Source organism: Labrys okinawensis, assembly GCF_002982075.1.
Lineage (GTDB): Bacteria > Pseudomonadota > Alphaproteobacteria > Rhizobiales > Labraceae > Labrys > Labrys okinawensis_A.
This window is the reverse complement of record NZ_PUEJ01000007.1, coordinates 40,999-59,769: the sequence shown is the minus strand read 5'-3', so window position 1 is coordinate 59,769 and position 18,771 is coordinate 40,999. Positions and strand designations below refer to the sequence as shown.

The 18,771-nt window shown below is 66.5% G+C and carries 21 protein-coding genes; 14 read left to right on the top strand and 7 right to left on the bottom strand.

All coding sequences use genetic code 11. The features are described from left to right. Window positions 1-57: 57 nt before the first annotated feature. The 7 genes from C5L14_RS19405 (at window position 58) to fae (ending at window position 6,580) form a co-directional block, all read left to right on the top strand. A complete protein-coding gene (locus C5L14_RS19405) occupies window positions 58-1,086 on the top strand; it encodes a beta-ribofuranosylaminobenzene 5'-phosphate synthase family protein (RefSeq protein ID WP_105863729.1) in 1,029 nt (342 codons plus the stop codon). Then, complete coding sequence (locus tag C5L14_RS19400) at window positions 1,086-1,979, top strand: NAD(P)-dependent methylenetetrahydromethanopterin dehydrogenase (protein WP_105863728.1); 894 nt, start codon at window positions 1,086-1,088, stop codon at window positions 1,977-1,979. Before C5L14_RS19405 ends, C5L14_RS19400 begins: the two co-directional genes overlap by 1 nt. Continuing rightward, window positions 1,945-3,099 (top strand): ATP-grasp domain-containing protein, encoded by a 1,155-nt coding sequence (locus tag C5L14_RS30665; RefSeq protein WP_105863727.1) that lies wholly within the window; start codon window positions 1,945-1,947, stop codon window positions 3,097-3,099. Before C5L14_RS19400 ends, C5L14_RS30665 begins: the two co-directional genes overlap by 35 nt. Beyond that, window positions 3,096-4,070, top strand: coding sequence for a methenyltetrahydromethanopterin cyclohydrolase (mch, locus tag C5L14_RS19390; RefSeq protein ID WP_245443437.1), 975 nt, complete (start codon window positions 3,096-3,098; stop codon window positions 4,068-4,070). Before C5L14_RS30665 ends, mch begins: the two co-directional genes overlap by 4 nt. 90 nt (window positions 4,071-4,160) lie before the next feature. After that, window positions 4,161-5,072, top strand: a complete 912-nt coding sequence (locus C5L14_RS19385) for an ATP-grasp domain-containing protein (RefSeq protein WP_105863725.1) — start codon at window positions 4,161-4,163, stop codon at window positions 5,070-5,072. Then, entirely contained in the window at window positions 5,069-5,917 is an 849-nt protein-coding gene (locus C5L14_RS19380; RefSeq protein WP_105863724.1) for a triphosphoribosyl-dephospho-CoA synthase, read from the top strand. The genes C5L14_RS19385 and C5L14_RS19380 overlap by 4 nt, the downstream gene beginning before the upstream one ends. Before the next feature lie 156 nt (window positions 5,918-6,073). Beyond that, entirely contained in the window at window positions 6,074-6,580 is a 507-nt protein-coding gene (fae, locus tag C5L14_RS19375; RefSeq protein WP_105863723.1) for a formaldehyde-activating enzyme, read from the top strand. Between the two features lie 257 nt (window positions 6,581-6,837). Here the strand turns inward: fae and C5L14_RS19370 are convergent, their stop codons facing one another. Then, complete coding sequence (locus C5L14_RS19370) at window positions 6,838-7,560, bottom strand: HisA/HisF-related TIM barrel protein (protein ID WP_105863722.1); 723 nt, start codon at window positions 7,558-7,560, stop codon at window positions 6,838-6,840. A gap of 67 nt (window positions 7,561-7,627) precedes the next feature. Here C5L14_RS19370 and C5L14_RS19365 point away from each other — a divergent pair, with 67 nt between their 5' ends. Then, window positions 7,628-8,752 carry a hydantoinase/oxoprolinase family protein gene (locus C5L14_RS19365; RefSeq protein WP_342588419.1) on the top strand — a complete coding sequence of 375 codons (1,125 nt, stop codon included), beginning with the start codon at window positions 7,628-7,630 and terminating at the stop codon, window positions 8,750-8,752. A gap of 36 nt (window positions 8,753-8,788) precedes the next feature. Here C5L14_RS19365 and C5L14_RS19360 read toward each other — a convergent pair whose 3' ends face one another. The 6 genes from C5L14_RS19360 to C5L14_RS19335 all read right to left on the bottom strand — a co-directional run bounded on the left by C5L14_RS19360 (window position 8,789) and on the right by C5L14_RS19335 (window position 13,155). Next, window positions 8,789-9,358, bottom strand: coding sequence for a DUF447 domain-containing protein (locus C5L14_RS19360; RefSeq protein WP_105863720.1), 570 nt, complete (start codon window positions 9,356-9,358; stop codon window positions 8,789-8,791). A gap of 2 nt (window positions 9,359-9,360) precedes the next feature. Next, a complete protein-coding gene (locus C5L14_RS19355) occupies window positions 9,361-10,755 on the bottom strand; it encodes a DUF6513 domain-containing protein (RefSeq protein ID WP_105863719.1) in 1,395 nt (464 codons plus the stop codon). Further along, on the bottom strand, window positions 10,734-11,291 hold the full coding sequence (locus C5L14_RS19350; protein ID WP_105863718.1) for a flavoprotein: 558 nt from the start codon (window positions 11,289-11,291) through the stop codon (window positions 10,734-10,736). Before C5L14_RS19350 ends, C5L14_RS19355 begins: the two co-directional genes overlap by 22 nt. Then, a complete protein-coding gene (locus C5L14_RS19345) occupies window positions 11,288-11,887 on the bottom strand; it encodes a uridylate kinase (protein ID WP_105863717.1) in 600 nt (199 codons plus the stop codon). The genes C5L14_RS19350 and C5L14_RS19345 overlap by 4 nt, the downstream gene beginning before the upstream one ends. Then, window positions 11,884-12,597, bottom strand: a complete 714-nt coding sequence (locus C5L14_RS19340; RefSeq protein WP_245443436.1) for a (5-formylfuran-3-yl)methyl phosphate synthase — start codon at window positions 12,595-12,597, stop codon at window positions 11,884-11,886. Before C5L14_RS19340 ends, C5L14_RS19345 begins: the two co-directional genes overlap by 4 nt. 69 nt (window positions 12,598-12,666) lie before the next feature. Further along, window positions 12,667-13,155 (bottom strand): DUF2380 domain-containing protein, encoded by a 489-nt coding sequence (locus tag C5L14_RS19335; protein ID WP_181161252.1) that lies wholly within the window; start codon window positions 13,153-13,155, stop codon window positions 12,667-12,669. A gap of 297 nt (window positions 13,156-13,452) precedes the next feature. On the opposite strand from C5L14_RS19335, the gene C5L14_RS19330 reads away from it, so the two are divergent. From C5L14_RS19330 to C5L14_RS19305, 6 genes are all read left to right on the top strand, one after another. Then, complete coding sequence (locus tag C5L14_RS19330) at window positions 13,453-14,661, top strand: ABC transporter substrate-binding protein (protein ID WP_245443435.1); 1,209 nt, start codon at window positions 13,453-13,455, stop codon at window positions 14,659-14,661. Between the two features lie 38 nt (window positions 14,662-14,699). Continuing rightward, entirely contained in the window at window positions 14,700-15,674 is a 975-nt protein-coding gene (locus C5L14_RS19325; protein WP_105863713.1) for a YVTN family beta-propeller repeat protein, read from the top strand. Window positions 15,675-15,723: 49 nt separating this feature from the next. After that, the gene (locus tag C5L14_RS19320) at window positions 15,724-16,212 is read left to right on the top strand and encodes an SRPBCC family protein (protein ID WP_105863712.1); all 489 of its coding nucleotides are present in this window, start codon (window positions 15,724-15,726) and stop codon (window positions 16,210-16,212) included. Between the two features lie 61 nt (window positions 16,213-16,273). Continuing rightward, window positions 16,274-17,020, top strand: a complete 747-nt coding sequence (locus C5L14_RS19315; protein WP_105863711.1) for an ABC transporter ATP-binding protein — start codon at window positions 16,274-16,276, stop codon at window positions 17,018-17,020. Next, the gene (locus tag C5L14_RS19310; protein ID WP_105863710.1) at window positions 17,020-17,865 is read left to right on the top strand and encodes an ABC transporter permease; all 846 of its coding nucleotides are present in this window, start codon (window positions 17,020-17,022) and stop codon (window positions 17,863-17,865) included. Before C5L14_RS19315 ends, C5L14_RS19310 begins: the two co-directional genes overlap by 1 nt. A gap of 32 nt (window positions 17,866-17,897) precedes the next feature. Further along, complete coding sequence (locus tag C5L14_RS19305) at window positions 17,898-18,524, top strand: hypothetical protein (RefSeq protein WP_105863709.1); 627 nt, start codon at window positions 17,898-17,900, stop codon at window positions 18,522-18,524. Window positions 18,525-18,771 lie beyond the last annotated feature (247 nt).

The following is an 18,771-nucleotide window of genomic DNA, read 5'->3' as shown; positions in this document are numbered from 1 at the left end:
TGCGTTGCCAACGATGTTTATTTGTTATGATATTTTCCTATTGGGGAGGCCGCGCCGATGTATCAGCAGAAGGGAACGACCTTACCCGGATTTGAATCCGCTTCCCCGACAAACCCCGCTTCGATCCGGGTGAGGGCGAGTGCGCGCCTGCATCTCGGTTTTCTCGATCTTCATGGCGGCCTCGGCCGCCGTTTCGGCAGCCTGGGCCTGGCCGTGAGCAGCCCTGCCGTGGACCTCGTCGTGTCGGATGCCGAGCGGCTGATCGCCGAGGGCGAGGAAGCCGAACGCGTGCTGCGCTACGCCGAAGCGGCGGCGCATCATCTTGGGGTGGAGCCGCGCGGCCATTTTCGGCTGCGGCGCAGCATCATTCCCCATGCCGGCCTCGGTTCGGGCACGCAGATCGCCCTGGCGGTCGCGGCCGGTCTCGCCAGACTGCGCGGGCGGCCCTTTCGGGCGCGCGATGCTGCGGAAGCGCTCGACAGGGGCAATCGCTCTTCCGCCGGCCTAGCCGCATTCGAAAAGGGCGGTCTCGTTCTCGATGGCGGGCGCGGTGAGGACGATCGCGCCCCCCCGATTCTCGCGCGCCTGCCCTTTCCCGAGGACTGGCGGGTGCTGCTGGTCTTCGATACCTCCTCCCATGGCCTGCATGGCGAGGCGGAAGTCAGCGCCTTCCGCCAGTTACCGCCCTTTCCCGAGGCCTCCGCGGCTCATCTGTGCCGGCTCGCCCTGATGCGCATCCTCCCGGCCGCGGCCGGCAGGGATGTCGAGGCTTTCGGTGCCGGCGTGGCCGAGCTGCAGCGCGTGGTGGGGGATCATTTTGCATCGGCGCAGGGCGGCCGCTTCACCAGTCCTATCGTCACCAAGGTGCTGACCGCCTGTGAGCAGCGGGGCTTTGGCGGCATCGGACAAAGTTCGTGGGGCCCCACCGGTTTCGTCATCATCGGTTCCGACAGCGAGGCACGCCGGCTGGTCGGTGAACTGGAGGCGGACGGCCTGCCGTCCGGCATCCGCCTGGAGATCGTGCGCGGGCGGAACCAGGGTGCCCAGGTGAGGATCGCCCGTGACCAGAGGAGGCTCGCGTTCTGATGGCCCGCTCGATCCTGCATATGCTGTCGCCGCTCAAGCATATGAGTCCCTTCGACGTCAACATGGCGGTCGATGCCGGTTTCGATGTCGTCATTCCCTATACGGGCGTGACATTGGAGGAGATCCGGCCTCTCGTGCAGGACGCCATCTTCTCGCGGGCGCCGGGCGATGGCAGCCGCACCTCGATCTTCATCGGCGGCAAGAATGGCGGCCTCGCGCTCGACATGCTCGATGCCGCCAAGAAGGCCTTCGTGCCGCCCTTCGCCCTCAACCTTTTCACTGACCCGGCCGGCTCCTTCACCACCGGGGCGGCCATGGTGGCCAAGGTCAAGGCCGTGCTCAGGGACAAGCATGGCGGGGAACTGGCGGGACGCAAGATCGTGATCTTCGGCGGGACCGGCGTCGTCGCCTATTGTGCCGGCGTGCTGGTGGCGCTCGAAGGCGGCCGGCCTGTACTGGCGGGCCATGACGGCACCAAGCGCGTGAGCGACATTGCCGCCGGGATCAAGCAGCGCTTCGGCGTCGATGTCGACTATGCCGATGGCAGCACGCCCGAGGCACGCCGTGCGGCGGTCGCCGGCGCCGAAATCGTGCTGTCCAGCGGGCCCGCCGGGGTGAACATCCTTTCCGCCGCCGATCTCGATTCCGTGCCGGGACTGCTGGTCGCAGCCGACGTCAACGCGGTCCCGCCGGCAGGACTGGAAGGCGTCGGCGTGATGGCCAATGGCGAGCCCTTCGGCAATGGCAAGGCGCAGGCGGTCGGTGCGCTCGCGATCGGAAACGTCAAATACAAGACCGAACTCGGCCTGTTCCGTCGCCTCCTGGCGACCGAAAAACCGATCAGCCTGGATTTTCGCGATGCGTACAAGCTTGCCCTCGAGATCGCAGGGTGAGGGCGCCTGCGTCCTGATCGCTGCCCAGTCCGGCCGCGCTCTCGCCGCTGCTGCCCGGCGCGCGGGCTACAGGCCGCTGGTCGTGGACCTTTTCGGCGACAGCGATACCAGAGCCCTGGCCGCGGACTACCGGCAGGTCAAGGGTCGGTTCGGTACGGGTGTCGCCGGGATCGCCATCCTGGACGCGCTGGACCAATTGGCTCTTGCCAGCGCCGATCTGCCTTTCGGCGTCGTCCTCGGCAGCGGTTTCGAAGCCAGCCCCGCTTTGATCCAGGCCATCGACGAGCGTTTCGGCCTGATCGGTGCGAATGCCGATACGGTGGCCTGCCTGAAGGATCCCGCGGGCTTTGCCCGCATGCTGGCGGAGCTCGGCATCGCCCACCCGCAGATCCGGCTGGGGCCGGTCGCCTCGTCCTCGGGCTGGCTTGCCAAGCGCCGCGGCGGTTCGGGCGGGGGTCATATCCGCAAGGCCCGTCCCGACAGGCTGATGCCTGGAAGCTATCTGCAGCGGGTGGTCGAGGGCGAGCCGGTTTCCGTGGCTTTCCTCGCCGACGGCCGCAGGGCGCAGATGGTCGCCCGCACGCATCAATGGGTCTCGCCCGGCCGGAGCGCCGCCTGGCGCTATGGCGGCGCCATCGAGCCGGGCGGGCCGCTGGCGATCGACCCCGAGATCGAGGTGGCGATCGGCCGGATCGTGGCGGCAACCCGGCTGCGGGGCCTCGCCAGCGCCGACCTGATGGTGGCGCCGGACCGCTGGTGGCTGCTGGAGGTCAATCCACGCCCAGGCGCCACGCTCGATTGCCTCGATCGGCGCGAGACGCCGCTGTTCGAGCGCCACTGCCGTGCGAGCCGGGGCGAACTGGGCGAGGTCGAGGCTGCGCCCCGGGAGGCAGCCGGCACCATGATCGTCTACGCTCCGTGCCGTATCGCCAAGGTGCCGGAGATTGCATGGCCCGCTTACGTGGCGGACCGGCCGGAGCGCGGCGGCGCGATCGAGGCCGGCGCGCCGGTCTGCACCGTCGCCGCCACCGGCACGGACATCAGAGAGGTTCGACGCCTGCTCCACCGGCGCGGTGCCGACATCACCCGTCTCGTTCAACAGGAGAGAGTTCCCGCGTGACGATTTTCCTGCAGCCCCCAAGCGTCAATGCCCTGGCCAGACCGTTGGTCGACAGCCTCGTCGCCGATGCCGCGGGCCTGCGGCTGACCGTTAGCGCGGGACCGGGCGGGTGCCGCTTCATCGATGCCGGCGCCGGTGTTCCCGGTTCCATCGAGGCGGGGCGCCGGGTTGCCGAGATCTGCCTGGCGGGACTGGGGCGCGTGTCGATCGCGCCCACGGGGCCGGTGGAGCGCTGGCCCTTTTCCGTCAATGTGCAGACCACCAATCCCGTCCTGGCTTGCCTCGGCTGCCAATATGCCGGCTGGAGCCTGCGCGCCGGGAGCGGCAAGGAGGCCTATTTCGCGCTCGGCTCGGGGCCGGGACGCGCTGCCGCGCGGGTGGAACCTCTTTTCGTGGAACTGGGCTACAGCGACGATGCCGACAGTGCCGTCCTGATCCTGGAAACCGCCTCGCCGCCGCCGGAGGCTGTGGTGCGCAATGTCGCCGAAGCGACGCGGCTGGCGCCCGAAGCCCTCACCTTCATCTATGCGCCGACCCAGAGCCTGGCCGGGGCGACCCAGGTCGTCAGCCGCGTGCTCGAGGTCGCGCTGCACAAGGCGCACAGCCTCGGCTTTCCGCTTGCCGACATCGTCGACGGCCTGGGCACGGCACCTTTGGCGCCGCCCACGCCGGATTTCGTGCGCGCCATGGGCCGAACCAACGATGCCATCATCTATGGCGGCCGCGTCCACCTGTTCGTGACCGGCACGGCCCAGGCCGCCAAATCGCTGGCCGAAGCCCTGCCGAGCCCCACCTCCCGCGACCATGGCAAGCCCTTCGCCGAGATTTTCAGCCGTTTCAAGGGAGACTTCTATGCCATCGACCCGCATCTGTTCAGCCCGGCGGAGGTCATCGTCACCGCGCTCGAGAACGGCGAGACCTTCCGCGGCGGCCATCTGATGCCGGATCTGGTGGATGCCTCCTTTTCGTAGCGAACGCTGGCCTCGCAGGAACAAATCTCGCAGGAACTCTTGGTAGGACATCTCGAATTGAACCCGGTCGAACACCCTGTGGGACGCGGATTGCGCATCGGTCTGGCGGCCGACAATGGCGAATGGCATCGCGGCCGCCTGCTTGGCGCCCTGCGCGCCTGCGGCATCGAGCCGGTGCTGTTTTCCCTGGCTGACGTGGCCATGGTCACCGGCGGGGGCGAGCCGCTGCGCATACCCGGCTTCGAGGGAGAATTGCCGGACGGGGTGCTGCTGCGGACCATATCCGGCGGCACCTTCGAGGCGACCACCATGCGGCTCGGCGTGCTGCATGCCCTGGTTGCCGCGGGCGTGGTGGTGTGGAACGATCCGCGCGCCATCGAGCGCTGCGTCGACAAATCGATGACGAGCCTGCTGATCGCCAGGGCCGGCCTGCCGACGCCGGACACCTTCGTGGTCTCGAGCCGGGAGGCGGCGGCGGCGGTCGTGCGGCGCGAGGCCCGGGCGGACGCGCCGCTAGTGCTCAAGCCGCTGTTCGGCTCGCAGGGCAAGGGCCTGCGCCTGATCGGTGCGCCTGACGACCTCCCGGAGACCGAAGAGGTGGCGCGGGTCTATTATCTGCAGCGTTTCGTGCGCCGGAACGTGGAAGGATGGCGGGACTATCGCGTCTTCGTCTGCGGCGGCCGCGTGGTTGCAGCGATGGCGCGCGAGGGCGATGGCTGGATCACCAATGTGCACCAGGGAGGGCGCCCGTCGCGCTGGCAGATGCCGGAGGAGGCGGAGAGCCTCGCCCTGCGGGCGGCCCAGGCCGTGGATGTCGCCTATTGCGGGGTCGATCTCATCGAGGATGACAGAGGCCGCTTCCTGGTGCTTGAAGTCAACAGCATGCCGTCCTGGTCCGGCCTGCAGAGCATCGTCGACGTCGATATCAGCGAGGCCGTCGTCCGCGCCTTCCTGAAGGCCGTCTATGCCGCCCACCGTCCCGCCATGGTGGCCGTGTCATGAACTATCATCGCCCCAGCCTCGATCTTGCCGGCGCCTACAGGGACGCCTGCCTGGCCGAGCTCCAGGCCCTGAAGCCCGGCAATGTGCATGTCTTCGCCGATATCGGCGAAACCAGGGTCGCCGATTTCGAAGCGAGCGCCCGGGCCTCCGCATCCGCGATCGGGCAACCGGGTGCCAGCGTCGGGGCGCGTATTCTCGGCGCGATCCGGGCAACACACGAAACGATCGGCTGGAACACCAATCTCGGCATCGTGCTGCTCTGCGCGCCGCTTGCCGTGGCCGCGGAGGCAAAGGGAGCCTTGCGGGCGGCCCTTGCCGAGGTCCTGCGCGGGCTCGACAGGAACGATGCGGCCGACGCCTTCGAGGCGATCCGCCTGGCGTCGCCCGGCGGGCTGGGAAGCGCCGACCGGCACGACGTTCGCGAGCCGCCGACCGCGACCCTGCGCGAAGCGATGGGCGAGGCTGCCGGGCGCGACCGCATTGCCCGCGCTTATCTCACCGATTTCGAGGACGTCTTCGAGACGGGCCTGCCGGCGCTCCGGCAGGCACGGGCGGCGGGGCTCGACGAGCCCTGGTGCGCCACTTCAGTGCACATGGCCTTCCTGTCGCGTTTTGCCGATACGCATATCGAGCGCCGCCGCGGCCGCGAGCAGGCCGAAGCGGTGCGGGCGCGCGCTGCCGAAATCATCGAGGCGGGTCCGCCAGGCCCTGCCTCGCTCGCAACCTTGCTGGCATTCGATGCCGAACTGAAGAAAGGAGACCTCAACCCCGGAACTTCCGCCGATTTCACCGTGGCGACATTGTTTGCCGCCGCAATCATGCGCCTTCCGGCCGCCGGCACCTGAACGGATGCTTGCTGGTGACGGGATGCGCGGTTACGCTCATAAAGCTATCTGGCCAACCGGTTCGGCGCCGTGCCGAACGCTGAAAACAAGGATAGATGGCTCGGCCGCCGTTCCAAGGGATCGGGGCCTTTGTTCTCGCAGGGAGGACTATCGAATATGGCAAAGATCACGAAGGTTTTGATCGGCGAATCCCTTGTCGGCGACGGCAATGAAGTCGCTCATATCGACCTGATCATGGGTCCTCGCGGCTCGGCCGCGGAGACGGCGTTCTGCAATGCCCTCACCAACAACAAGGATGGCTTCACCTCGCTTCTGGCGGTGATCGCTCCGAACCTGCAATGCAAGCCCAACACCTTGCTGTTCAACAAGGTGACCATCAAGGGCGCCAAGCAGGCTGTGCAGATGTTCGGGCCGGCCCAGCACGCCGTGGCGCGTGCGGTGCAGGACAGCGTCGCCGACGGCACCATTCCCGCCGATGAGGCCGACGACATCTTCATCAGCGTGGGTGTCTTCATCCACTGGCTGGCGGACGACGACGCCAAGATCCAGAAATACAACTACGAAGCGACCAAGCAGGCGATCGAACGCGCCGTCAATGGCTGGCCGAGTGCGGCCGAGGCCACCAGCAAGCGCGAGCAGGTCAAGCACCCCTTCGCTGCATAGATAGGGGACAGCCCTGGGCAGGAGCCGCCTGCTGCGCCCATGCCTGCAGGCCTGCTTCGGCGGCTGGCCGCCGTCTTTCTCGGACGCTGAAATTTCGCCGGAGGGACGCTGTTTCCTCCGGCGAAGACTTGGATCATTGTTGCAAGACTTGGATCGTCATTGCGAGCGCGGCGAAGCAATCCAGAAGCCGGCAAGTGTCAGGGCTGGATTGCTTCGCTGCGCTCGCAATGACGGCGCGCCTTCAATACTGGCCGATATTACAGGCGCCCATCATGCAAAGCCGAGGCGACGAGAATGCCGGATATGCCGATGCTGGCGAGAGCGGCAAGGTCGCGCCGGTCCCGGAGGCCACCGGCGGCATAGAGCCTGCAGCGGGCCGGTGCCTGCTCGCGAAGCGCGGAGAGACGCTCGAGGTCGGGCCCGCTGCCCATGCCGACGCGCCCCAGCGTCATGACGATCACCCGCTCCGGCCAGATCGACGGCGTGGCGAGGATCGCGTCCGGGCCGACATAATCGTCGCCGCGAAAATCCAGCGACAGCACGGCATGATCGGCCAGGTCCCGCACCAGTCTGTCGTCGCTCTGGCTCTCGGAGCCGAGCACCGGCAGGCCGAGGCCTTCATCGAGAAAGGCTTCCGCTTGCGAGCGGGTGGCAATGCCGGCGTCGATCCACAGGCGCACCGTCGGAAAGGCGGTGGCGAGGCGCCGCAGGCTGGCGGTATCGCGCCCGCGTCCCTCTATGCCGTCGAGGTCGGCGACATAGAGCTGGCGCGACGGCGCGGCGTTGAGCAGGCCGGTGGCGACATCGACCGGATCGGCCGTCGGGCTGAGCGGCGTGACGATCGGCCGATACAGGGCACGATCGCCCGCTTTGGCCCGCACCACCGATCCGTGCCGGAGATCGATCACCGGCACGATCTCGACGCCGGCGCTCCCGTCCGCCGAGGCACGGCTTTTGTCCTGTCGATACGGTGCGGGCATGATGACGACTCGAAAGCGGCGCTACCCCTTTGTGGCACGGCGCCTTGAATGGGGAAAGCAACAGGCCGTGAAAGTGACAGGTATGGATTCCACTGCGCATGATGATCCGGGGATCGCCACGAACGACCTGGTGCTGGGCTGGGATCTCGGGGGCGTGCACGTCAAGGTCGCCGGCGTGGCACAGGGCCGGCTCCAGGCAGTGACGCAGGAACCCTACCAGATCAGGCAGGGGCTCAAAGTGCTCGACGAAGCCTTTGCCGCTCTGCCGGCCTGGGCGCGGCAGGCGCGCCATCATGCGGTGACCATGACCGGCGAGCTCAGCGCCCTGTTCGACGATCGTGCCGCCGGCGTGACGGCCCTGACCGATTGGGCCACCCGGCATTGCCAGGGCGAAATCGTCATCTATGGCGGACGGGCGGGCTTCCTGCCGCCCCATCGCGCGGCTGCCCATGCGGTGGATGTCGCCTCGGCCAATTGGCATGCGACCGCAGCCTTCGTCGCGTCCCGTCTACCGAATGCCCTGCTGATTGACATCGGATCCACCACCTCCGATCTCATCCCGATCGAGGACGGGAAAATCACGGGCATCGGCTATACCGATGCCGAGAGACTGGCGTCGGGCGAACTGGTCTATGCCGGCGTCGTGCGCACGCCCTTGATGTCGCTCGCCGAAAGACTGCCCTTCCAGGGGCAGGACGTCACGCTGGTCGCCGAGCATTTCGCCACCATCGCCGATGTCCATCGCCTGCTCGGTACCTTGCCCGAGGAGGCCGACCAGCACGATACGGCCGATGGCCGCGACAAGAGCCTCGCCTCCACGCGGACCCGGCTGGCGCGCGTCGTCGGCCAGGATGCGGGCGAGGCCGCCGATCATGTCTGGAATGAGCTGGCGGCTCATTTCGCCGAGCTGCAGCTGCGCCGCCTCCACGATGCCGCGGCCCGCATCCTGTCGCGCCGCAAAGGTGCGGCACGCCCGCCCCTGGTGGGCTGCGGCGTCGGCCGCTTCGTGGTGCAGGCGCTCGCGGCCCGCATGGGCCTCGCTTATCACGATCTCGCCGACCTGGTGCCGAGCACCGAGGGGGCGAAGAGTTACTGGGTCTCCTCCTGCGCACCGGCAGTGTCGCTCGCGCTGCTCGCGGCCGATCAGACCGTCATCCCCTTCCCTCGCCACGATGTGGCTCGCCGGGGATGACAGAGCCGTTCCCGGCTCGGGGATCGCGTCTCGACCCTACGAACCAGCTGGTGTCGGCCCGGCCAGGATCTTTTCCTCGATCCACTGCCAGGCTTCCAGCTCGGCCTCGCCGGCCGTCTTGCTGATGGCGATGCGGAGGTAATCCATTTCGGTGCGGATCTTGTCGGGGCTGAGCATATGCAGCCTCGTCGACAGGATGGCCGCTTCCAGCACCGCGGCCTGGGCGCGGTTATAGCCGAGGAAGGGATGGTGGAGGCCCTGGTGGACGACGCGGCAGCGAAAGCGAGGCCTGACCTCGTCGGGCACGATAGCCTCGACCGCGAGCTCCATATGGGCCAAGGCCTCGGCCAGCCTGACCCCCTCGATCCGCTCGCAGGGGCAGGTCGCCCAATCGCGCCGCCCGGTGACGCAGCCGGCGATCACCCTGATATCGAGCGGCGCCGCGGCGGCAAGAAAGGGATGGCGCTCCAGATTGGCGATGGTCGGCGAGGGGCAGAAGGGGGCGACGACATAGTGCTCGCCTTCCTCGATCAGGCCGAAGGGCACCAGATGCGTGCTGCCATCGGCATTGAGGGTGGTCACGACGGTTTCGAGAATGCGCGGCATCTTTATTGTTCCTTGCGGCCGGCCAGCGTGTGGCCCGGCGCCTTGAAACCGGTGGCGTCTTCGTCCGGCTTGTCCGCGGCGCAGCCGAAATCGAGCGGCTCGTCCTGGGCATAGCGCTTGCCGAGCCGCCAGGCGGTTTCGGCCTTGGCCAGTTCCGTGCCGAGATAGAAGGCATGGGCCGCGTCCTTGGCGACGTCGAGCTGCGGATAGAAGGCCAGGGCATCCGTGCCGCGGGCATGGATGGCGCGGTTATAGGCGTGGATGCCGTCATCGCTGACCTCGATGCGGAAATTGGTGTCGCGCACGGCCGCGGCATTCTGCTCCACCTGCTCGGGCGAACTCACCACCGGCCGTTTGTCGTGCAGGGCAAGCAGGGCCGAGCCATAGCCCTTGGGCAGGGAACCGTCCGCCTTGGCCGCGAACATCAGCCGGCGTGCCGCGTCGTGCTCCTGCAGCGTGCGGCGGGTATGGGCGCTGACCTGCACCACCAGCACATGACGGATGGCGAGTTCCGAGCAGATTCCCATCAGGAGGGCGGTGAGGCCCAGACTGTCGGCTTCGGTCAGCTCCGTGAGGTTGCCGGTTCCCATCAATATTTCGGCCTGCGGTTTCAGGCGCCGGAACTCGACATAGCGTGCAAGCGAGGCGGCAAAGCCGAAATGGATCGGATCGAGCACGGGGTCGGCGATGAAGGGCCGGCCCGCCTCTTCCATGCGCTCGACGGCCCGCAGCAGCGAGGCGAGATCGCTGGGTTCGACGGGCACCAGCACGGGGATGGCCTGTGTGCCCAAGGCGAGATCGAGCGTGTGCTCGTTGAGGCTCAGCAGGAAATCGGCGCCGGCCTCGGCGCCTCGCCTGAGTTCGGCGGGAGCGGCGCTGTCGACGCTGACCCTGAAACCATGCTGCTTGAGCAGGCGGATGCTGTCTTCGAGATGCGGGAAGGGCGTATCGGGCAGCGCGCCGAGATCGATGACATCGGCACCCTTGGCGGCCATGGCGCGGGCGCGCTCCAGCAATTGCTCGGGCGAAAGCTGCGAGGCTTCGACGATCTCGGAAAAGATGGTGACGTCGTGGCGCGAGAGATCGGGCGGATGGCCGCCCCGGCCGAGAAAGGCCGGCAGGTCGGCGATCTCATCGGGGCCGCGCTCTACCGGAATGCCGAAATGGCCGGAGAGGGCCTCGAGGTCGGCCCGGCAGCGGCCGGGCAGCAATATGCGGGTGACGCCCTCGGGCAAGGCGATGCGCCGCCGGATGATCTCCTCCGTCATCAGGGCGGCGACCTTGACGCCGGCGTCAAGGATCAGCCAGTCGAAGGAGACCCGGCCCAGGGCCGTCATCGTGCGCTCGAGCCTGGCGCGGCTGAGGTGGCCGGTGATCAGGGCGAGGCGTTCACGCATTTCAGCCTTTCCAGCAGCGCCTGGCGCAGGCTCTCATAGGTTTCGACCACCGTCGTCGCCTCGAAGTCCTTGAGCCGCTCGACATTATCGAGGTCAATGCGCCTCGGATAGACCTTGACCATGCCGGAGGGGGCCTGCGTCTCCATTTCCGGTGCCGTGTCGCAGGCGAACACGATCGAGGGGATACGGCATTTGCCGGCCTGCGCATAGACATTGGTGGCGAGCGTGTCGGAAATGCCGAACACGCATTTGGCCACGGTGTTCGAGGTCGCCGGCGCCACCACCAGCGTATGGTAGTCGCCATGGTAGAAGGCGCCGACCGGGGCGGCGCTGGCCGTGGTGTCCTTGATCAGCCGCGTGCCCTTGGGGAGCGCATCGAACTGCTTGCGATACATGCGGATCACCTCGGCCGCGGCGCGGGTGACGAAGAGATCGCACTCGCCCACCTCGCGGATCAGCTCCAGGCATTCTGTGAAGTAATGGCCGGAACCGGTGAGGGCCCAGGCAAGGCGTGGCTGTTGATAACGCCGGCTCATGAAGCCTCGCAGGGGACGGAGAGCAGGGCGGGAAAGCCGGCATCGGCGGAAGGCCCCGCCACCAGGATGGAGCCGGCGAACCGGGCCGCGTAGCGGGGAAAATGGGCATCGACGATATCGGCTGCCGCCAGGGCGGCGGGTGTCGATGCTGTTGGAGCGTCGACGGACTTGACCAGGATCAGCCTGTCGGCGCCGAGTTCGGTGGCCAGCCAGGCCGCCAGGCTGTCCGAGGTCACCGCCCAGCTTTCGGCGATATCGGGATGCCCGGCGCGCAGCTCGGCGGGGTGCCAGATCGGGAGCCTGCCTTGGCGGAGCGCCGCTTTGACCGCCTCTCTGTCTCCGGCCGTCGTCAGCCGCGGGTGGCGGGTGGCCAATATCTCGGCCAGATGCGTCATGGCGTCGAGGGCAAGGCGGTGGGCGAGCCCGTCGTCGAAGGGCATGGCCGCCTGCACCTGGCGCACCGCATCGGCAAAGGGACCGCCGCCGGCCACCAGCACCAGCGGCGCCCCGGTTTCACAGGCGAGCTGAGCGAGCAGCCGCTCTAGGCGGGCCGAGCCGCACAGGCTGCCGCCGATCTTGACCACGGTCAGGCTCATGCGGCCTGCTCGCCATCAACCTGCCGGCTTTGCCGGATGGCCTGAAGACGGTAGGCCGCACGGCCGATGGCCAGGGGATCGAGCTGGCCGCGCCGGTCGCCGGCCAGGCAAAGCCCGCCCCGAAAACCGAGGTAATCGGGATTGAGGGCAGCGAGCCGGTCGATGTCCTCGATGCGCAGGGAACCGGCAAGCCCCGACATCAGTCCGAGCTGGCGACAGTCCGCCACGAAGGAACCCAGCTGGTCCATCGTCAGCAGATCGGGCAGGCGGATGCCTCTTTTTTGGCTCGTATCCAGCATGGCGCCGACAAAACCGGCTTCATGCAGCGCTGCCACCAGAGTCAGCGGCGGGTTTTCGTCGGCGAACAGGACCGCGATGAAGCGTCCCTGCCCGGCGAGCCGCCGGCCAAGCGCGGCGACACCGGTGGGTCGGGCCATGGCACGGCCGAGGCCGAGCTTGACGAAGGTGACGCCGGTGGTGGCGACCGACAGGGCGCTGCGGGCCAGGCGCTCGACATCATCGTCGTCCCCGGCAACGGCGCTGGTGACGATGCCCTCGGGCAGGCTGGCATGAATGCTGCGGATGGAAGCAAGGGGCAGCGCGCCCAGGGCGCCGGCGTCCGGATCCTTGGCGTCGATGAGATCGGCCCCATGCGCAAGGGCGAGCCGCGCCTCGGCGCTGTCGACGACACTGACGAGCAAACGGGTCACGATGCGCAACTTCCCCTTCTTGTTTCCTAACAATGCCCGCATGGGCGGTCGGCGGCAACCATGCGATTTTCAACGCGCCTGCCGCGCTTCTTCCTGCAACTGGCCGGCGACGAAATCCGTGGCGTGCTGCCAGGCCTCGTTGGTGTCGCCCCGGAAGCTGATCTGCCGGAAAAACGTGCGCTTGCCGTCCTTGGCATCGAAAACACCGACCCAGATCGCCGAGATCAGGGTGCTGGTCTTGTGCACGGCGCCAGTCAGGATGAGATCCGCGCCGGCCTTGCGCGCTTCTCCCAGCAGGCAATCCTGGTCGTTGCTGGCGCAGGCGATGATTCCCGGCGTGGCCGGAACGATGCGATAGGAGCCGCCGGCCTGCAGCCGGTCGGTCAGGCGGGTCGACATCGCCTTCAACCGGTCGGCATGGGCCTCCTTCTGGTCGGATGCTTCGCCGGAGGTGTCGAGATAGCCGAAGGGCAGGGCGAGCAGGGCCTTACCGGCCTCACCGGCCCGGCCGTGCGAGGGCAGAGCGGCAGCCATTGCCAGCAGAACAAGCGCCGTCACGCCTGTCTGCCGCAGTTGGCCGCGAGGTCTTCCGCTCCAATACTGCAAGCTGCGCCGACGCGTTCCTACAATCAGGGACATCCAATCAAGCACAGTAGTCCCTTTGTAAATAAGAATATTCTATGAGAGCATATCAGTTCACGTTCTGTAAAAATTGCCATGAACACGAAAGCTAGTACAGACTGTATTCAGCTTATAATTTTCTTAGGTATATTAAGTTGACGTCCTTCAATTGCAATGCGTAAGCTTGCCGATGTGCAGGCACGCAGAGGCCTGCGCGTTCGGGAGCGAAATGTGTTGCCGGCTGCGAGTTCAAAAAGCCTGTCCAGCCTGATGGCAGCCTTGCTGTTCGTCTTTGTGGCTGTGCTGTCCTGCGGCGCGGCAAGGGCGGCCGAACCGCTCGAAATCCGCATCGGGGTCATGACCCATAAGGCTCCGCCCCCTGCGCTTTACGAACTCGATCCTACCCCGGAAGACGAGGCCGTTGCCGGCGCGGGGCTTGCCATCGACGACAACAACACCACGGGGCGCTTTTCCGGCCAGCGCTATGTCCTGGACCAGGCCGTGCTGGACAAGGGCCAGTCGCCGGTGGAGGCGGCCGTCAGGCTGGTCGATGCAGGAGCGAAATTCCTGGTCGTCGCTCTGACGGCGGACGAACTCCTGGCTGTCGCCGACGCCCTCAAGGGGCGTCCGGTGCTGGTGTTCAATGCCGCTGCGCAGGATGACAGGCTGCGCGGCGCCGATTGCCGCGCCAATCTGTTCCACATCCCGCCGAGCCGGGCTATGCTGACCGATGCGCTGGTGCAATATCTGGCGACCAAGCGTTGGATGAAGCTCTTTCTCACCTTTGGGCCGACCGGGGCGGACAAGCTTTATGCCGATGCACTCAAGCAGTCGGCCAAGAAATTCGGCCTCACTCTCGTCGCCGAGAAGGCCTGGGAATTCGGCCCGCTCGCCCGCGCCCGCGGCGACAGCATCACCCAATCGGATGCCTTGGTGTTCAGCCGCGGCATCGACTACGACATCATGGTGGTGGCCGACGAGGAGGCCGATTTCGGCGATTATCTCGGCTATCGCACCTGGGATCCCAAGGTCATCGCCGGCACGCAGGGCCTGATCGCCACCTCCTGGCACCGCGCCCAGGATGCCTGGGGCTCGGCGCAGCTGCAGAGCCGCTTCTTCAAGCGCGCCAAGCGGACCATGCGGCCGATCGACTATCAGGCCTGGGTCGCGGTGCGCGCCGTCGGAGAGGCGGTCACGCGAACCAAGTCGGCAGATCCGGCAGCGATTTCCGCCTTCCTTGTCGATCCGAAATTTCAGCTGGCTGCCTTCAAGGGGGTGCCGGTGAGCTTCCGCGGCTGGGACCACCAGCTGCGCCAGCCGGTGCTGATCGCCCAGCCGATGGCGATCGTCTCGGTGTCGCCGCAGCCGGGCTACCTGCATCAGCGCAGCGTGCTCGATACGCTCGGCGCCGATCAGCCGGAAAGCCAATGCCATTTGCCGTGAACGCGCTGCGGGAATGCCCGCCTGGAGAGGAACCGATCATGCCGCATTTCGCCAAGGCTGCTTTTTTGGGGCTGGCGGCCGCTTGCCTGGCCGGAACCGCGCAGGCTTATACGGTCTATGTCTCCAACGAGAAGGGCAATTCGATCACCGTGATCGATTCCGAGACCCAGACCGTCAAGCAGACCGTGCCGACCGGCCGGCGCCCGCGGGGCATCACCATCTCCAACGACGGCAAGTCCCTCTATCTGTGCGCCAGCGACGATGACGGCGTCGAGGTGATCGACACGGCGACGATGAAGGTGGCGCGCACCTTGCAGTCCGGCCCCGATCCCGAGCTCTTCATCCTGCACCCTTCCGGCAATCCCCTCTATATCGCCAATGAGGACGATGCCCAGGTGACGGTGCTCGACGTGCGTGAGAACAAGGTGCTCGCCACCGTGCCCGTCGGCGTCGAGCCGGAGGGCATGGGCATCAGCCCTGACGGCAAGGTGCTGGTGAATACCTCCGAAACCACCAACATGGCCCATTTCATCGACACCACCAGCTTCCAGGTGATCGATAGCGTGCTGGTCGATTCGCGCCCGCGCTTTGCCGAGTTCAACAAGGACAATTCCAAGGTGTGGGTGAGTTCCGAGGTCGGCGGCACCGTCAGCGTGATCGAGCCGGGTACCCGCAAGATCCTCAAGAAAATCGAGTTCCAGATCCCCGGCGTCACGGCCGAGACGATCCAGCCCGTCGGCGTGCGCGTCACCAAGGACGGCAAGACCGCCTTCGTGGCGCTCGGGCCGGCCAATCGCGTGGCGGTGATCAATGGCGAGACGCTCGAAGTCGAGAAATATCTGCTGGTGGGCCAGCGCGTCTGGCAGCTCGCCTTCACGCCGGACGAAAAATATCTCTACGCCACCAACGGCAATTCCAACGACGTGTCGGTGATCGATGTCGCAAGCCAGAAGGTGATCAAGACCATTCCGGTCGGCGAGGCACCCTGGGGCGTGGTGGTCTCGCCGAACTGACGAGACGCTTCAACAGCAAGATGATTCGAAAGACTTGGGGAGGAAGACCATGCGTATCGCAACTCTTGTCGGCGCCCTGACGGTACTGGGCCTTGCCTGCGGCCCGGCCCTCGCGGAAAAGAACTCCAATCGCGTCGAGGGCAAGGGGACGCCGGCCAAGGCCTGGGCCCTGATCGGCGATTTCTGCGGCATCAAGACCTGGCACCCGGCCATCGCCTCCTGCGAGCTTTCGGAGAAGGATGGCGCCAAGATCCGCACCCTCACCACGAAGGACGGCGCCAAATTCGTCGAAAAGCTGGTCAAGTGGGACGACAAGGACACGTCCTACACCTATGCCATCCTCGAAAGTCCCCTGCCGATCGAGAATTACGTCTCCACGCTGAAGGTGGAAGAAGACGACGAGCCGGGCAAGATCGCCATCACCTGGTCCTCGACCTTCGATCCCAAGGGCGTGTCTGGGGACGCCGCGCGCAAGGCCGTGGCGGATATCTATCTGGCCGGTCTGCTTCAGCTCAAGGCCAAGCTCAAGGGCAAGTGATGGTTGTTCGGACTGCCCGTTCCTGGTGTATCCTGCCGCCTTCTCGGCGCGAGGATCGACCATGACGGTTCGCACGGACAAGCCGGCGCTCTCGGTTTCGGCCGTCGGCCACCGCTTCGGCAAGCGCGAAGCGCTGGCCGATGTCTCCCTTGAGGTGCAGGCCGGCCGCTTCGTCGCCCTGCTTGGACCGAACGGCGCCGGCAAGACGACCTTGTTCTCGATCGTGACGCGGCTCTATCAGAACCGCTCCGGCCGTGTCGAGGTCTACGGGCATGACCTCAACCTCACTCCGTCGCGGGCGCTTGCCGAGCTCGGCGTCGTCTTCCAGGCTCGCACGCTCGATGCCGATCTGACGGTGCGCCAGAATCTTGCCTATCACGCCGCCCTGCACGGTCTCGGCGGACGGGCGGTACGCGAGCATATTCTCGCACTTCTCAAGCGCGTGGGCCTCGGCGAGAGGGCCGACGAGAAGGTTCGCACACTTTCCGGAGGTCAGGCCCGGCGCGTGGAGATTGCGCGCGCTCTGGTGCATCGCCCCCGCCTCCTGCTCCTGGACGAGCCGACGGTCGGTCTCGACCTTGCGGCCCGGGCCGATATCGTGGCTACCGTGCGGCGGCTGGTGGCCGAGGAGGGCATCGCGGTTTTGTGGGCGACCCATATCTTCGAGGAGATCGCCAATGATGACGACGTCTATGTGCTGCATCGGGGCCGGATCGTCGCCGAGGGTAAGGCGGCCATGCTCGCCGCCCGCAGTGGTGCCAGCCTGGCGGAAACCTTCCGGCGCCTGACCGACAGGGAGGCCGCCTGATGTCGGATGCGGCGCTTTCCTCGCGGCTGAGCTTTTCGGGCTATCTCGTCTGCCTCGGCGGCATCGCGCATCGGGAGATGCTGCGCTTCGTCAACCAGAAGGAGCGTTTCCTCTCGGCACTGGTGCGCCCGCTGATCTGGCTGTTCATCTTCGCCGCCGGCTTTCGCAACGTGCTGGGGGTCTCGATCCAGCCGCCCTACGAGACCTATGTACTCTACGAGACCTATGTCATGCCGGGGCTGGCCGTGATGATCCAGCTCTTCTACGGCATGCAGTCCTCGCTTTCGATGGTCTATGACCGCGAGGTCGGCTCGATGCGGGTTCTGCTCACCAGCCCGTTCCCGCGCTGGTCGCTGCTGGCCGCCAAGCTCACGGCGAGCGTGCTGGTCTCGGTGCTGCAGGTCTATGTCTTCCTGGCGATCGCGGCCTGGTGGGATGTCGACGCGCCGGTGCAGGGCTATGTCCTGGCGTTGCCCGCGCTGGTGCTGACCGGCCTGATGCTCGGTTCGATCGGCCTCTTCCTGTCCTCGCTGATCCGCCAGCTGGAGAATTTCGCCAGCGTGATGAACTTCGTGATCTTCCCGATGTTCTTCGCCTCCTCGGCGCTCTATCCGCTCTGGCGCATCCGGGAGGCAAGCGAGGGGCTTTATCTGGCCTGCCTGGCCAATCCGTTCACCCATGGGGTCGAGCTGGTGCGCTTTGCTCTCTATGGCCGGCTCGAGCCGGTCGCGCTTGCGGTGGTGGTTGGCACCACGGTGCTGTTCTTCGCCGCCGCGCTCATCGCCTATGACCCGTCCCGCGGCCTGATGGTGCGCCGCGGCGGCCCCAAAGGAGAAGCGTCATGAGATTTGGCAGGCCCGCACTATCTGGCAGGTCCATGGTTCGGACCCTTCGGCCGGCCGTGCTCATGGTGATGCTGGCGGCCGGCATGGATTGGGGCCATGCAGTGCAAGCCCAGCAACCCCAGCCCGATCCCGACTGGCCCTGCGTCCAGCGCAAGGTCGGCACGCTCAGCGCCGGCGTGGTGTGGAGCGGGCCGGACATCGCAACGGCCGGCGACTGGACCAAGGATTTCGATACGGCGGCGATGGCCCAGAAGCTCGCTTCGCGCCGCACGCCGATCGAGGAGGTCGACGGCCTGCTCGACGGTTTCGTGCAGCAGGCCGGCGCGGACAAGGACATCCGCCTGACGCGCCTGTTCGCAGGCGTGCTCGAACTGGTCAATGAGGAGCGCGACAAGATTCTGGGCGGCATCGGCCGCTATGCCCGCGGCCAGAACAAGCTTGCCGACCGCATCCGGGACGAGAGCGACAAGATCAGCGCCGCCAAGGATTCCCCCGGCGCGACGGGCAGCAAGGAAACCGAGGATCTCGAAACGCAGCTCAAATGGGACAAGCGCATTTTCGAAGAGCGCGGCCGTTCCCTGACCTATGTCTGCGAGACGCCGGTCCTGCTCGAACGCCGGCTGTTCGACATCGCTCGCCGCATCCAGCAGCGTCTGTGACAGGGATCCCGGTCGACGCTCTGAACCGCGCGGGCCCATCGTGGCCGACGGGATGAAGTGGAACACGGCCTTTCGCCAGAGGTTTGGAAGGGCACCCTCGGCTTTGGGGTGCTCTTCACCAGAGCAAGGCGCGCGTGAACGCTTGTTTGCTCTAATTCTTTGTTTCCAAGCCAATCGAAGGATTGGCTTGAGTGTTTTGCGATTCCTGGTGACGCCGTCTCCTCGCAAAACGCTATGCTTCAAGGGA